This is a genomic window from uncultured Draconibacterium sp., from assembly GCF_913060805.1.
Lineage (GTDB): Bacteria > Bacteroidota > Bacteroidia > Bacteroidales > Prolixibacteraceae > Draconibacterium.
On record NZ_CAJXTC010000037.1, the window covers coordinates 36,955 to 52,037 of the forward strand.

The 15,083-nt window shown below is 37.9% G+C and carries 13 protein-coding genes; 6 read left to right on the top strand and 7 right to left on the bottom strand.

Translation table 11 applies throughout. The features are described 5' to 3' along the window. Positions 1-534 (bottom strand): hypothetical protein, encoded by a 534-nt coding sequence (locus tag QZ576_RS18480; RefSeq protein ID WP_297099789.1) that lies wholly within the window; start codon positions 532-534, stop codon positions 1-3. Between the two features lie 73 nt (positions 535-607). Then, the gene (locus tag QZ576_RS18485) at positions 608-3,028 is read right to left on the bottom strand and encodes a LysM peptidoglycan-binding domain-containing protein (protein WP_297099791.1); all 2,421 of its coding nucleotides are present in this window, start codon (positions 3,026-3,028) and stop codon (positions 608-610) included. A 215-nt stretch (positions 3,029-3,243) separates the two neighbouring features. Here QZ576_RS18485 and guaA point away from each other — a divergent pair, with 215 nt between their 5' ends. The 5 genes from guaA to QZ576_RS18510 all read left to right on the top strand — a co-directional run bounded on the left by guaA (position 3,244) and on the right by QZ576_RS18510 (position 9,427). Then, the gene (gene guaA / locus QZ576_RS18490; protein ID WP_297099793.1) at positions 3,244-4,773 is read left to right on the top strand and encodes a glutamine-hydrolyzing GMP synthase; all 1,530 of its coding nucleotides are present in this window, start codon (positions 3,244-3,246) and stop codon (positions 4,771-4,773) included. Positions 4,774-4,851: 78 nt separating this feature from the next. Beyond that, positions 4,852-6,477: a S41 family peptidase gene (locus QZ576_RS18495; RefSeq protein WP_297099795.1), complete on the top strand. Its 1,626-nt coding sequence runs from the start codon at positions 4,852-4,854 to the stop codon at positions 6,475-6,477. 5 nt (positions 6,478-6,482) lie between these two features. Next, a complete protein-coding gene (gene pnuC, locus QZ576_RS18500) occupies positions 6,483-7,088 on the top strand; it encodes a nicotinamide riboside transporter PnuC (protein ID WP_297099797.1) in 606 nt (201 codons plus the stop codon). A gap of 257 nt (positions 7,089-7,345) precedes the next feature. Further along, on the top strand, positions 7,346-8,272 hold the full coding sequence (gene epsC / locus QZ576_RS18505) for a serine O-acetyltransferase EpsC (protein WP_297099799.1): 927 nt from the start codon (positions 7,346-7,348) through the stop codon (positions 8,270-8,272). 18 nt (positions 8,273-8,290) lie between these two features. Further along, on the top strand, positions 8,291-9,427 hold the full coding sequence (locus QZ576_RS18510; protein WP_297099800.1) for a class I SAM-dependent RNA methyltransferase: 1,137 nt from the start codon (positions 8,291-8,293) through the stop codon (positions 9,425-9,427). Between the two features lie 74 nt (positions 9,428-9,501). Here the strand turns inward: QZ576_RS18510 and QZ576_RS18515 are convergent, their stop codons facing one another. The 3 genes from QZ576_RS18515 to QZ576_RS18525 are packed head-to-tail and all read right to left on the bottom strand — an operon-like array spanning position 9,502 to position 9,982. Further along, entirely contained in the window at positions 9,502-9,648 is a 147-nt protein-coding gene (locus QZ576_RS18515; protein ID WP_297099802.1) for a hypothetical protein, read from the bottom strand. 18 nt (positions 9,649-9,666) lie between these two features. Then, complete coding sequence (locus QZ576_RS18520; RefSeq protein WP_297099804.1) at positions 9,667-9,804, bottom strand: hypothetical protein; 138 nt, start codon at positions 9,802-9,804, stop codon at positions 9,667-9,669. Positions 9,805-9,835: 31 nt separating this feature from the next. After that, positions 9,836-9,982 carry a hypothetical protein gene (locus QZ576_RS18525; RefSeq protein ID WP_297099806.1) on the bottom strand — a complete coding sequence of 49 codons (147 nt, stop codon included), beginning with the start codon at positions 9,980-9,982 and terminating at the stop codon, positions 9,836-9,838. Positions 9,983-10,118: 136 nt separating this feature from the next. Here QZ576_RS18525 and QZ576_RS18530 point away from each other — a divergent pair, with 136 nt between their 5' ends. Next, a complete protein-coding gene (locus QZ576_RS18530) occupies positions 10,119-13,004 on the top strand; it encodes a CHAT domain-containing tetratricopeptide repeat protein (RefSeq protein ID WP_297099807.1) in 2,886 nt (961 codons plus the stop codon). Positions 13,005-13,051: 47 nt separating this feature from the next. On the opposite strand, the gene QZ576_RS18535 is transcribed toward QZ576_RS18530, so the two are convergent. Beyond that, positions 13,052-14,551, bottom strand: coding sequence for a hypothetical protein (locus tag QZ576_RS18535; protein WP_297099810.1), 1,500 nt, complete (start codon positions 14,549-14,551; stop codon positions 13,052-13,054). Then, positions 14,541-15,083, bottom strand: a 543-nt coding sequence (locus tag QZ576_RS18540) for a sigma-70 family RNA polymerase sigma factor (RefSeq protein WP_297099811.1), incomplete at its 5' end; no start/stop codon positions are given. The genes QZ576_RS18535 and QZ576_RS18540, both read right to left, overlap by 11 nt.

The window sequence follows — 15,083 nt, forward strand, 5'->3', positions numbered from 1 at the left end:
TTATTTAGTTTTTGCTCCAACAAAGTAGTGTTCCTTTTCGGCAAACAGCACATTAAAAGTTGTTAGCGATCCGTAAGCCCGTGTTATGTATTGCTGGATATTCACTTTCTCTTCGTCGGTCAGCGATTTACTGCTGTTAATGTTTTGCTCCAAAACACGCAGCCTGTCGCGCAACATTACAATTTTATGAAAGAATGTTTCAACAGGAATTTCTTTTGGTTTCAAATCAGGATTGGCCGGCTGCAATAACATTGTTCCACCTTCCCATTTTTCACCTAAGGGAACCACCTCATTCAACGCAGCATGTTTATCCAGTACATAGCTCAGTACCTTTTCTATTTCGCTGATTGACAGCCCTGATTTTGGTGCAGTTTCATTTGCTTGCAAAACCGTCAGGTCGGTATTTCGTTTTGTAATCTCCATTTTACCACCTCGCTCAAAAAATATTTCGTAGGCAGTAAGGTTGTCTTTACTAATTATTCCTTCTCCGTAACGCGGATGTTCAACCCTTGTTCCAATAGTTAAATCTTCCATTTCAGTTTAATTTATTTGATCGGTTAAGATAAAATATTTTCAGGTATCAGTTTATGAGAAATGCCACCAACTTTTAATTGTCGGAAGCCATAATCAAACGAGGCTGACCCTTAACACGTTTACGTTTTACCTCGTAATCGCGGGTATATGAAATTACCGAAACTCCTTCATTCATATAACCACCAAACTGTGTCAATTGCTCGAAATGATAATTTCCCTGCATCTGAAAAGTATGCATGTAAGGCAGACATCCGGCAAAATCGTTACCGTAAGTTATTAATGCCGTTAAAAAATACAGCGTTACATCGTAGCCCTGAAAACTAAAATTATCAGGTTCCGTTCCGAAGTTTTCCTTGTATTTTTCCACGAAATTAATGGTTTGCTTATTGGTATAATCGGTGTAGTAAGGCGCGATGTATTTAAGCTTCAGATTATGAAACTGCTCCAATTGAATACTCGAATAATTTGGATAACGGTTTGAACCGATCAGCGTAATCGAATACTCATCAGAAAGGTTGTTTATATTGGAAATTGCCACACTTAACTCGCCTTCGTTTTCCGATGGAATGTATACCACATTTTCTTTGGTTTTCGACATAATTCGTCGCAAGCCGAAAGCACCTTCGTTTTGAAAATCGTATATCGTAAAATTAACCCCCTCGTTACTGCTTAATAATCCCGAATTGAAAAATTTCTCGCGTAACAATTCAACCAGCTGACCTTCTGGAGTACCTGAATAATTCGAGGTTTTTACGATGATAAAATTACTGTTATAATGCTCTTCGGCCACCATTTCAGCCGTTTGGCGAATCAGGTAATCGCGCGATGGATTTACCTGGAAGTATTCCGAATTCGATCGCGTAATTGAAGTCTGCGAAGCCAGTGGCGAAATAATCGGAATCCGGTTCTTCGCGGCGTAGGCAGCAATCTCCTGCTGCACGTTCGTGAAAATCGGCCCGATGATCAAATCAGTGTTGAAAAACTCATTAGCCATAAAATACTGGCGTACCGAATCTTTGTTTCGCTGCGTATCAAAAACGTTGAGTTTTACATCAAAGCCAATATTCTGCAACGAATCGACAGCTAAAAGTACGCCTTCGTAAAACTGTACAAAGTTTTCACTTCCACCATAAAACTGCTTGAACAGTTCTTTTCGTTCCTCCAGTTCAATAGTTGTATCTTGAGCAATTTCAGTTTCTTCAGTTGTAAAAAGTGCCATCGAATCGATCACTAAATCTTCACGGTTCAGCGTATCATTCGCTTCGTAATAAAAAGGCAAAAACAAGGCAACATTATATGTTTTTCCGGAATACGATGCCGACAGATCCGGAATACACGATTCAGGAATTTCAACCGGCATTTCTACCGCATAAAACTCTTCCAGCATTTTTGCCGAATCGATATCTGCAATCACAACATTGTCACTTTCCGGTTTGGCAAAAACTTCTTCTGGCTTTTTAGGAATTAAAATGGTTTCGCCATACGCCAAATTGCGTCGGTCGAGTATCGGGTTGTATTTAATAATGTCTGGAATACTTACACTGTATTGTTTCGACAAACCATATAAAGTCTCCCCTTTTTGTACCAAATGTTTTTCGAAGGCTTCTTCGTTAACCGGTTTTGCCATTGGCTCGTTGGCCTCTGCAACCGGGATTTTAATTACCGCTCCGGCCGGAAACCCGGTATTCAAAATCGGGTTTATCGCTTGTAGTTCCTCTGCAGAAACATTGTATTTGCGGGTTATTCCCCACATTGTTTCTCCCGATTCAATAATGTGTTCGATATAATTTTTGTTGCCACCCAACTCAATCGGTTGAGGCAGATTTTCAGCTTCCGTTTCAGCAGCTTTTATTTTTAGCTTCATTCCGGTTTTTAGCTGCGTTGCGTCAGGATTTAAAGCAATAATTTCCTGCTCGGTTGTTCCGTATTTTCTCGCCAGCGAATACAGCGTTTCTCCCGAAACTACCTGATGCGTGATAAATTGTTCCTTCAACCCGGATTCTGAGAAATCGGTTGATTCCGTTGTTGTCTCCTCTTCTTTCCAGTATGGAATATTCAGCTCTGTACGCTTTTTAAATTTCCGAACAGTTGGGTTGTAAGCATAAAGTTCCTCCACAGTAATTCCAAACTGTTTGGCAATGGAATACGCTGTTTCTTTTCTCGATTCGATTTTGTATTTAATAAATCCTGAAGGATCGCCTTTCTGATCTGCTGAAGAATTCTGAAGTTCGATTCCTTCAACATAAGGAATTTTTAGCACCTGCCCGATCGTCAGTCCTTTCTCAATTCCCGGATTGTTTTCCTCAAGTGCAGCTTGTGTTACACCATACTTCTTGCTTAACGAATAAATTGTTTCGCCGGTGCGAACCTGGTGCATAACAAACTTTTTGCCTTGAAAAATAACAACCTCGTTTTCAGCAAAATTCTGCCCGAAAACCTGTTCGGTTGGTAACAACAGTAAAAATGCCATGCATAGCAGCAAAAGACTTCTCATTAAAAAATGGATTTAAAAATTCGCTCAAATTTAGTAATTCTGTAAGAACACTTAAATCTTAACGCATAGTTTCGGAATTAATTTTACATATTTTAGGGCAAAGCACTACATAACAACAACCTCTTATTAACACAAGCCTTAATTTCATTCACATTTGAAAAGATTTTGACGCGTTATTAGTACTTTTGTGTTTTCATTAACTAAAGTAGTTTTTCATGCAGGAAAAGATTTTAATCCTTGATTTTGGTTCTCAATACACACAATTGATTGGACGCAAGGTCCGCGAACTAAATGTTTATTGCGAAATTCATCCTTACAACCACTTTCCGGAAATTGATGAAAGTGTAAAAGGAGTGATACTTTCGGGTAGCCCGTATTCGGTTCGCGACGAAGAAGCACCTCGTCCTGATCTATCGGAAATTAAAGGCAAAATGCCGGTTTTAGGTGTTTGTTACGGAGCGCAATATATGGCTCACTTTTATGGTGGCGAAGTTGCTCCATCGAACACTCGCGAATATGGAAGAGCGAATCTGGGATTTATCGATCACGATAGTATTCTGTTTGAAAACATTAGTCTACACTCGCAGGTTTGGATGTCGCACGGCGATACCATCGTAAAACTTCCGAAGAATTATAAAGTAATTGCATCAACCGAAGATGTAAATTTTGCAGCGTATAAAGTTGATGGTGAAAAAACCTGGGCAATTCAATTTCACCCAGAGGTTTATCATACAACTGAAGGGAAGCAATTGCTGCAGAATTTTGTTACCACAATTTGCGGATGCGAACAAAACTGGACTCCGGATTCATTCGTAGAAACCACAGTTCAGGAATTAAAAGATCAGTTGGGTAACGACAAAGTTGTGCTTGGTCTTTCGGGCGGTGTTGACTCGTCGGTTGCAGGCGTATTATTGCATAAAGCCATTGGAAAAAATCTTACCTGCATTTTTGTTGACAACGGTCTGCTTCGTAAAAACGAATTTGAAGATGTTTTGCATTCATATGAAGACATGGGACTGAATGTAATTGGCGTTGATGCCCGCAAAAAATTCTGGGACGATTTGGCCGGCGTTACTGATCCGGAACAAAAACGAAAAATTATCGGTCGCAACTTTATCGAAGTTTTTGATGAAGAAGCGCACAAAATACAAGATGTAAAATGGTTGGCACAGGGAACAATTTATCCCGATGTAATTGAGTCGGTTTCGGTAAACGGACCTTCTGCAACTATTAAATCGCACCACAATGTTGGCGGACTTCCTGAAAAAATGAAACTAAAAGTGGTTGAGCCACTCAAGCTTTTATTTAAAGATGAAGTACGTCGTGTAGGTGCTGCTTTAAATATCAAAAAAGAATTGCTGGGACGTCACCCGTTCCCGGGACCTGGTTTAGGAATTCGTATTCTTGGCGATGTAACTCCCGAAAAAGTTCGTATGCTGCAGGAAGCCGATGCCATTTTTATTAATGGATTGAAAAGCTGGGGGCTGTACGACGAAGTTTGGCAAGCCGGTGTAATGTTACTTCCTGTTCAATCGGTTGGTGTTATGGGCGATGAACGTACTTACGAAAACACCGTTGCTTTGCGTGCCGTTACTTCAACCGACGGGATGACTGCCGACTGGGTGCACCTACCCTACGATTTTATGGCAAAAATGTCGAACGAGATCATTAATAAAGTTCGCGGCATCAATCGCGTAGTTTACGACATTAGTTCGAAGCCACCTGCAACAATTGAGTGGGAATAGTTGTTGCAGAATGAAAACGAAATTAATTTTGGCAGAATTATTGCTTGATTGTTTCGTTATTATTTAAAATTGAGAATTATGGCTGGAACAAAAATTAAACATATTAAAACAATTGGGTTAGGTATATTTTTAGCATTCTTCCTGATTGGTCCTGTTGCAACACAGGCACAAAACGAAGTGCAGGAAAACCAGGTAAAATTTGCCCGTTTACTGCGTTTAGTTGATGGTTACTATGTAGACTCAGCCGATGTTAGTGACTTAACAGAAAAAGCCATTGTACATTTGCTCGAAGATCTCGATCCGCACTCAACGTACATTTCGAAAGAAGAAGTGGAAAAAATGAACGAACCGCTTAAAGGAAACTTCGAGGGGATCGGTATTTCATTTAATATATATAAGGACACTCTGATGGTAACTACAACAATTGCCGAAGGTCCTTCTGAAAAAGTTGGGTTGCGTGCCGGTGACCGGATTATTGAAGTTGACGGTGAAAACATTGCCGGAATAGGATTGAAAAATTCGGATGTTTTTGATTTGTTACGCGGAGAAAAAGGCAGTAAGGTAGACTTAACTATTGCCAGAAAAGGCGAAACCAGTCCACTTGATTTTACAATTGTAAGAGATAAAATTCCAATTTTCAGTCTGGATGCTTCGTATATGTTGGACGAGTCGACCGGTTATATTAAACTGAATAAATTCTCGGCAACTACAACCGAAGAGTTTTTATCGGCAATGTCGGATCTAAAACGTGACGGAATCCAAAACCTTGTTCTCGATTTAAGAAACAACGGTGGTGGTTACCTAAAATCGGCCATTGAGTTGGCCGACCAGTTTTTAACCGACGATCAGATGATTGTTTATACCGATGGAACAAACGATCCGAAAAGAGATTATAAAGCCACTGCAAAAGGTTCTTTTGAGAACGGGAAAGTAGTTGTTTTGGTTAACGAGGGTTCAGCGTCGGCAAGCGAAATTGTTTCAGGAGCCGTTCAGGATTGGGATCGCGGAGTTATTATTGGCCGTCGCTCGTTTGGAAAAGGATTGGTGCAAAAACCATTCTTCCTGAATGACGGGTCGATGATTCGTTTAACAACAGCCCACTATTACACACCAAGTGGCAGATGTATTCAAAAACCGTATGAAGAAGGTGTTGGTGAATACCGTAAAGATTATGCCAACAGAATTAGTAACGGTGAGATGTTTAATGCCGACAGTATTCATTTTGATGATGAATTAAAACATAAAACGCTGGTTAATGGCCGCGATGTTTATGGAGGTGGCGGTGTAATGCCCGATATTTTTGTTCCGATGGACACATCGTCGCATTATGCGTACATGAATAAACTTAGAAGAAAGCAGGTTACCTATAATTTTGTGTTGGATTATGTTGATCTTCATCGTGAAGACATCGCAAAAAAATATCCGAAATTTGATAAGTTCAATGATAATTTCGAGATCTCGGATGAAAATATTGAGCAGGTAGTTGCCAAAGGTGTTGAGGAAGGAATTGAGAAAGACGAAGAAAGTTTGTCATTCCTTAAAGATGATCTGAAACGGGAACTAAAAGCTTTGATAGCCCGCGACGTGTACTCAAGAAACGACATGTATAAAGTTCTAAACGAAGATGACGATGCTATTTTAAAAGCTCTTGAAGTTTTTGACAACCAAGACAAATATGCAGCGCTTCTGGTTACAGCTGATTAAATTTTATGACTGATATAGTTTTGGAATGGCTCTTAGGTAATTACATTGAAATACTGGGAGCCATTCTTGGTTTAGCCTACATTTTCTTTTCCATTAAACAACACATTTTAACGTGGCCAACCGGTTTACTAACCTCGGCACTTTATGTGGTTGTATTTTTCAATGCCCGTTTATATGCCGACATGGGGCTTCAGGTCTATTATGTAGTTATCAGCATTTATGGCTGGTATTTTTGGCTTACGGGTAAAAAACAAAACGAAAAGAAAGTTGCAGTAAAAACCACCCGAAAAGTTTTGTGGCTAAAGTTGGCTGTGGTTTCAATTGCACTTTACGCCCTACTCCTTTTTATCTTGACTAATTATACGAATTCCGATGTTCCGCACATGGATTCCATAACAACAGCTCTCAGTATTGTTGCTACCTGGATGTTGGCAAGGAAATACATCGAACACTGGCTTTTGTGGATATTTATCGACGCTTTTAGTGCAGGTTTGTATGTGTACAAAGGTTTGTGGGCAACTGTAATTTTATTTATCGTTTACACCGTTATGGCTTTGTTGGGTTATCTTGAATGGAAAAAGGATTTGAAAAGTATCGAAGCAAAAATCTAAAATTATAGTTAATACGTGACAATGTCTGTAGGAATATAAGCACAGATCGTGAAAAACTTCAACAAACCGATATTCAGCAATTGCAAAATACACTTCCCTTTTCATACAATTAATGGGAATTATAAAGAGTGTGGAAACGCTGCAATTCAGTTCATCTCAAGTTTAGATTAAAAACCATCAACAAGAAGCTTCTTTTATACGTTATATGTTACAATTCTTAAATGATTGTAATTAGTTTTGTAATATAATTCACCGATATGACAAATAATACCGTTGACCAAAAAATTTCTGAAACAGTTTCCAAGTTAAGTAACCCGGAATCGTACAAATTAGTTTGTCATAAACATATGATGGGAGATCCGCTGCCATCGAATAAGCAACTGAAACGAATTATTAACCTGGTTCGCGAAATTCTTTTCCCTGGCTATTTTGGAACAACTACTTTAAAAACCACTATAACTCCGCATTACATGGGAGTTTATGTTGATGAGTTGCTTGAAATGCTTACCCGTGAGATTTTGGCCGGACTGTGTTTTGAGTGTACTGACGAGTCGGAACAACGAGTTGAAAAGCATAAAGTAGATGCGCAGGAAAAAGCTGTTGCTTTTATTGAGTCGCTGCCGGAGATTAGGAGAAAATTAGTGACTGATGTGGAAGCTACATTTTTGAATGACCCAGCAGCAAAGAATTTTGGCGAGGTTATTTTTAGCTATCCGGGAATTAGGGCAATTACTAACTATCGTCTTGCACACAAACTCCTGCAATTGGATGTTCCGCTTATTCCGCGTTTTATTACCGAAATGGCACACAGCGAAACCGGAATAGATATCCATCCGCGTGCACAAATTGGCGAGAGTTTTACGATCGACCACGGTACGGGAGTTGTAATTGGATCGACATGTATTATTGGCGATGATGTAAAAATATACCAGGGTGTTACCTTAGGTGCTAAAAGTTTTCCACTTGACGACGATGGTAATCCAATTAAAGGAATTCCACGTCACCCGATTTTGGAGAACAACGTAGTAATTTATGCCGGTGCAACTATTCTGGGCCGCATAACAATTGGCGAAAACTCTGTAATTGGAGGTAATGTTTGGGTAACCAACGATCTTCCTGCCAATTCTCGTGTGGTGCAAAAACGCCCAAGAGACATTCCTTTTATGGATGGAGCAGGTATTTAAAAACAAAAAATCAAATCATTGAAAGAGTATAAATTAATTGCAAAAACCTTTTCCGGACTGGAAGATGTTTTGGCCAAAGAAGTGAAGCGCATTGGCGGTAAAAACGTACGACGCGGAAAACGTGCCGTATTTTATGATGGCGATCTTGAGTTGATCTATAAATCAAACTATCACCTTCGTGCAGCTTTGCGCATTTTAAAAGAGATTGAACATTTCAATTTTAAAAATGTCGATCAGTTCTATTTAAAATGTAAAAGGATAAAGTGGCAAAACTATTTTAATGTCGATCAGAATTTTGTGATTAACAGCGTTGTTGTAAACTCACGCGATTTCCGTAATTCAATGTTTGCCTCACTCAAAGTGAAGGATGCAATTGCTGATTACTTTCGTGAGAATTTTGGTAAACGCCCGAACGTTGACACAGACAATCCAGATATTATTATAAACGTTCACATTTTCCAGGATACCTGTACTTTATCGATTGACAGTTCGGGAGAATCGTTACACAAACGAGGATATCGTGTAAAACAGGGAGACGCACCTTTAAATGAAGTTCTTGCAGCCGGAATGATCTACATCTCCGGTTGGTTAGGAAATTCGGATTTTATGGATCCTATGTGCGGATCGGGAACTTTACCGATTGAAGCCGCAATGATTGCGCAAAATATTCCTGCAGCTAAATTCAGAAAAGAGTTTGCTTTTCAACTCTGGAACGATTTTGATCCATTGCTTTGGGAGAAAGTAACGGAACCGGTTGAAAAGAGAGAATTCAGGCATAAAATATATGCTTCGGATATTTCGGGAAGTAATTTGTTAAATGCCCAAACAAATGCTCGTCGTGCATTGGTATTTAACAAAATTCAATTTGCCTGTTCCGATTTTAAAAATCTGGATATAGATTTGAACAACGCAACCATTGTAACTAATCCTCCCTACGGAGAACGATTAAAAGAGAATGACCTCGACGGCCTTTATTCGATGATTGGAGAGCGTTTAAAACACCAATATGCAGGAAACAGTGCCTGGGTATTAAGCTCCTCGATAGATAGCTTAAAATACGTTGGGTTAAAACCGTCGCAAAAAATCGATTTATTTAATGGGGCGTTAAAATGTAAGTTTAATAATTACAGGTTATTTGAGGGGAAGGGAAAATAAGGACATAAAAAAAGGGTTAAAACCGTCCTTGTTTTAACCCCTGTACTAACAACTCAATTGGTTCTGTATATAGGCTATTCTTCTTCAAAATCGAAAATATCTTTATCTCTTGATTTTGGTTGTCCCCCTCCTCGAACTTCATTAAGTTCTTCTTGAGAAAGAACGTCAAAACCGAAATTATCTAATTCCAACGATGTATTGTGTATAGTTATAGCTTTCATTGTTTCTATTTTTTAGGCTTATTCTTCTTCAAAATCGAAAATGTCTTTGTCTCTTGATTTTGGTTGTCCACCACCACGTAATTCAGTCATTGCTTGTTCAGACAATATCTCAAAATCACTATTGTTTTCTGTAAAAAAATTAGCTATAACTTTCATGTCATTAAATCTTAACAGTTAAATACTTTTTTTATTCTTCTTCAAAGTCAAAAACGTCTTTGTCTCTTGATTTTGGTTGTCCACCACCACGAACTTCGCTCATTGCTTCTTCGTTGATAACTTCAAAACCAAAAACTTCGAAAGTATTCTCTGTTGATTCAAACTGTACTCTTTTCATCGTATAATAAATTAATTCGTTAAACTTTTAAAACACACATTCACTAATATATTCTGATAAGTAGAAAAAGGTAACCCCTCTTTTTTGAAAAAAATTGAAAAAAGTTCTATTTTGGTGGTATAAATCACGACATCAAATGACAATTTTCAAGAAGTTAAACTTCATATTTCTTATAGTATTCCTTCCCAATATCCTACTTGCACAAGCTCAAGATTCTACTGTTTTATTGCAGAAGTCCAATGAGTTACGAAGAGAGGGAGCATACCTAACCGGAGAAGGAAAACATAACGAAGCTCTGGAAGTTTTTAAAGAATATTTAGAATATCGAAAAAAAATTTACGGAAATAAAAATTATTACCTGGCAACGGCATATTATTCCATTGGAATTAGTTACAAAAACTTGGGCGAAAATGACAAAGCATTAGAAAATTATATGTTGTCTGAGAAAAATATGTTTCTTCGGGAACCATTAAATTATGGACTTCTTGGTAATCTTTATATAAATATTGGAAATGCATACAGAGCGAAACTTGATTATTCCAATGCCGAAAAGTACTTTAAACAGGCATTAAGCTCTTATCAAAGTCAAACTCCGGTCGATCTTGAAGATGTAGCAAAGGCATATTATGCGATCGCCGAAATTTATTATACCACTTATAATCACCAAATGGTTATTGATATTGCAAAGGAGTGTTACTTTTTGGCAGACACGTCTATCCAAATATACTTTGACAATATTTTAGGTGGAAGTTTCTATAGCTTAAATAATTACAACAAAGCAGATTCTTATTATCAACATGCAATTGAACTCACTGAGCAGTATTATGGCATCAGCTTGGATTTAGCGTATGCATACCTGAATTATGCAGATTTTCTATCTAGAATTAATCGATATGAAATAGCTGTTGAGAATTTATCTTTTGCATATAAAATACTAGAAGAAAAGCAAAAAACTTCCGGAACTGAACTTTCCAATTACTATGAATTTGAGGGAAATATTTACAGAGACAAAACAATAAATACGCAGGAAATAAATCGGTTCAAAAAGGAAAAAAGACAAAACCTTCATAAGTCGATCGATTCGTATAAAAAAGCTTTAACAGCTTTAGAAGTTGATAACAATAATCCTGAAAAATCAGATATTCAAATTCAACAAACACGTTCGCTGGTGGATTGTATTGGTCTTATAAAAGTAATTGGTGATGTATATCTGGAAATAGCACTACTTGATAATGAGAATAAAGGACCTGATTTCGGTGAAAACCTAGACTATGCAATAAGTTGTTATAACAATACCAGTAATCTCATTCAACAGGCGCGTAAAGAAATTTCGAATGATGAAAGCAAGATCCAGCTTTCAAATCTGCAATATCAAACCATCAGTAAAATTATTGAAACAGCTTACCTTGCGTACAATTATTCTGCTAACCAAGAATTCCTAGAAATTGCTTTCAATAATTCGGAGCAGTTAAAAAGTAGCGCGCTATTCGATAAAATTTCCAATGAACTGGCTCAGGAAAATAGTTTGATTCCTGATAGTCTGTTGGAGCTGGAACGGAAATTAAACAATACAATCGCCAATTATTCTGAATTACAATACGAAGAATTAAACTACGATGAACCTGACAGTTCGCTGTTGGAAGAATATAACGATGAGATTTTTAACGCATCACGGCAAAGGGATGAGTTAAATCGTTATATGGAAGAAAGTTACCCCGACTATTATCAGCTGAAATACTCCAATTCCACGCTAAGCTTAAATGAAATACAAGATAAAGTTGACAGAAAAGAGGCGATTGTAGAGTACTTTTTAGCTGAACCATCAGCAGAAAATGCTGATAATGATGCTGATACTTTAACTTCGTTGTACACCTTTTTTATAACAAAAGACAACATTGAATTTCATAAAAAGACACTCATTAATAATGAATTACAAGCTTTAGAAGAAACCTTTCGGTTTATGTCGTCAACCGATTACATGTTTACACATAACGAAGATGCCAAACGATATTGTGTTTCTTCGAACCGCCTATACAATCTACTGGTTGCCCCTTACGAACAAGATATTACTGAAAAGCACCTGACAATAATACCTGACGGGAAACTGAATTACATTGCATTCGACGGACTATTAAAATCACTGCCCGATACAAGTGAGGCCATCCGGTTTAATGAACTGAATTACCTGGTAAAAGATGTAAATATTAACTACGCCAATTCGGTAAATATTTTCTTGAAGAACAAAGCTTCAAAACCAAGGCTGCGCAACCATACTCTGGCTTTTGCACCTGAATACAATTCTGAAGAATTTAAAATGACAGGAACAAGTTATAAACTTGCACCGTTGCCGGGCGTACAAAAAGAAGTTGACGATATAGCTAATTCGGTTAATACAACTATTTTTAGAAGCAGAGAGGCAACCGAGCAAAATTTCAGAGAGCAAAGTGGCAATTTCGACATTCTACATTTGGCTATGCACGCCTACATAAACGACTCGTTACCGGCCTACTCTCGCTTGGCTTTTAGTCAAAACGCTGACACGACCACATTGGATAATGACGGCTGGTTAAACACAGCTGACATTTACAATCTCGATTTAAATGCCAGCATGACCGTGCTAAGTGCATGTAATACCGGTGTGGGAAAACTTCAAAAAGGAGAAGGTTTGATGAGTTTGGCCCGAGGTTTTTTATATGCCGGATGTCCATCGGTTGTAATGTCGCTTTGGGAAGTTGAAGATGTAGCCGGCACAAAAATTATGACCTCTTTTTATAAATACTTAAAAGCAGGAAAAACAAAAGATGAAGCTCTTCGTCTTGCAAAACTAAAATATCTTGAAGAATCAAATTCAAGACTTGCACACCCGCACTACTGGATGAGTTTTAAATGTATTGGCGATAATTCGCCGGTTTATACAAGTTACGATCTTTACTTTTTTGCCATTCTTATTCTTTTGATTATCGCTTTTTCTATCGACCAGGGAATTCGCATAAAAAAAGCCCGTCGTAACCGACAGGCTTAATTGAATGTGTATATGTTTTCGAATTAATCTTTTGGACGATCCTTCGATTATTTAAAAGAGTACTTGAGCTTCCTTAAAATTGCCTTTGCATCTTTTTCGTAATGACCTTTGCGATCAATCACTGCAAGCAATTCTTTCTTAGCCTCTGCCCTCTTATTCATTTTCAGGTAACAAAGTGCTTTATACCACTCGGCTTCCTCGATAAACATGTTATTTCCGTGATCAATAACTTTAGTATACTCAGTAACCGCACTCGGGTACTTATTTAAGTTCTGATAACTCAATCCTTTGTAAAACTGTGGAACAAATTGTTCATCAGCTTTAACCGTTGCATCATTTAACAGGTCGATAGTTTTCTGGAACTCATTCTGCTGAAAATACATTTGAGCCTGTTGTATAACACTCACATCGCTGTCAACCGAACGTTCAGATGCCCATGTTGTCGACTCAAAGTACTTGTCGTACGAATTGTCAATCGTATTGGTATTCATTTGCATTGCGCCAAGTAAACCTACCAGCACTAAAACAACGGCTACGCTGCTGCGCCAGAATTTGGTAGAACCGATCTCGATGCGAGGCATTATAATCGATTTCACCTCTTTCTTCTCGGATTCGTCTCTTGCGTCCTGCAGTTTCTGACGTAAGCCCATGATATCCATTTCCGAAACGGCAGAGTTTATATTCTCGCGAAGTGCAACTTCCGCCATCAGATCGGTATTTTCTTTTAATTCAGCACTGAATTCTTCTAACATACCTTCCTCCAGTACTCCATCAATAAAGTCTTCAATGGCTTGCTCGCTAACATTCCACGATGTTTCAGACTCCATGATATTTCTTAATTCACTTCTCAGATCCATTACATCGTTTTCTGCAACAGCCATTTCAAGCTCTTTATGCAGATTAACTTCTGATTGTAACAGCTCGTTTTGGTTCAACTCACCTTCGAATTCGGCCAAAATATCGTCGCCCATTTCTCCTTCAAGATATGAGTCGATATCTTCAACTGAATATTGTGGTTCAACCGATTTTGCAACCTGCTGCAATGTTTCGCGCAAGTTCAAAATGTCTGTTTCTAAAACAGCTTCTTCAAGGCCTTCCAGACCTTCCATATCAAAACCGTTCAGGTCGTCTTCAATGGCGACTTGCTCAGAACCGTTTTGCTCTTTATAATAATGGTGTATGTTTTCGTTGCTGGTTCGCTCATGCTGATATACATGAACTTTTGGGAGCGATTCGAAACTTTCAATAAGTTCTTCGGTGGTTAACTCTGCTGTGGCTTCTTCAAATTCGCTGAAGTCGTCTAACAGCTCGAAAGAGCCATTTAACTTGCCATTTGTACTGTTTGTTTGAATTTCTTCGAGTTTCCCTTTAAGATCGAGAACATCCATCTCCAATACGGCATTCTGGATATTCATCTGAAGTTCAACTTCTTCTCTTAATTCCGGGTTTAATTTTAACTCTTTTTCAAATTCGTCTCTCTCTGGTTTGTTTAAAAGATCTAAACAGTAATCTTCAATGCGTCCAAATAATTCTGCTTTAGGTGTCATCTTCAAGTATCTTTTTAAATTCTGTATCTTGCTTAATGCGCTTTATCAACAGTTCTTTACATTTATACTTTCTTGTTTTAGCGTATTTTTCAGATTTGTAGCCCATAATTTTCGCAATTTCTTTTAGCGGGACCTTTTCAAAAAACATCTGCAATAGCTTCTGACAATCTGTACTCAAGGTTTTGAAATGCTTCTGATACAATCCGTATTTTTGGTTTTTATCGACCAATTCTACCAGGTTGTCGTCGTAAACGTCTTCCTGAAACGGTAATGAATCGTTCAGCTTTTCTCTTTCAATCCGTCGTTTCTCCAGTTGCTTTAACCATAAAAATCGACACACCGAAAATAAATAACCTTGAAAAGAACTCTTTTCGAAAATTAAATCGTTTTCTTTTAATTTCCTGTAAATAACGATAATAGCTTCCTGAAAAATATCACTGGCATCGTCCTCACTACCTTGGTTTTTCTTAATGAAATAATTTACTTTATAGTAGTACTGTTTGTATATGTACTGCAAAATTAAATTATCGTG

Coding starts and splice junctions, on each gene's coding strand:
- epsC (WP_297099799.1), top strand. CDS start 7,346: ATGACAAATAATACCGTTGACCAAAAAATTTCTGAAACAGTTTCCAAG.
- QZ576_RS18530 (WP_297099807.1), top strand. CDS start 10,119: ATGACAATTTTCAAGAAGTTAAACTTCATATTTCTTATAGTATTCCTT.
- pnuC (WP_297099797.1), top strand. CDS start 6,483: ATGACTGATATAGTTTTGGAATGGCTCTTAGGTAATTACATTGAAATA.
- QZ576_RS18480 (WP_297099789.1), bottom strand. CDS start 534: ATGGAAGATTTAACTATTGGAACAAGGGTTGAACATCCGCGTTACGGA.
- QZ576_RS18515 (WP_297099802.1), bottom strand. CDS start 9,648: ATGAAAGCTATAACTATACACAATACATCGTTGGAATTAGATAATTTC.
- QZ576_RS18535 (WP_297099810.1), bottom strand. CDS start 14,551: ATGACACCTAAAGCAGAATTATTTGGACGCATTGAAGATTACTGTTTA.
- QZ576_RS18495 (WP_297099795.1), top strand. CDS start 4,852: ATGGCTGGAACAAAAATTAAACATATTAAAACAATTGGGTTAGGTATA.
- guaA (WP_297099793.1), top strand. CDS start 3,244: ATGCAGGAAAAGATTTTAATCCTTGATTTTGGTTCTCAATACACACAA.
- QZ576_RS18525 (WP_297099806.1), bottom strand. CDS start 9,982: ATGAAAAGAGTACAGTTTGAATCAACAGAGAATACTTTCGAAGTTTTT.
- QZ576_RS18485 (WP_297099791.1), bottom strand. CDS start 3,028: ATGAGAAGTCTTTTGCTGCTATGCATGGCATTTTTACTGTTGTTACCA.
- QZ576_RS18520 (WP_297099804.1), bottom strand. CDS start 9,804: ATGAAAGTTATAGCTAATTTTTTTACAGAAAACAATAGTGATTTTGAG.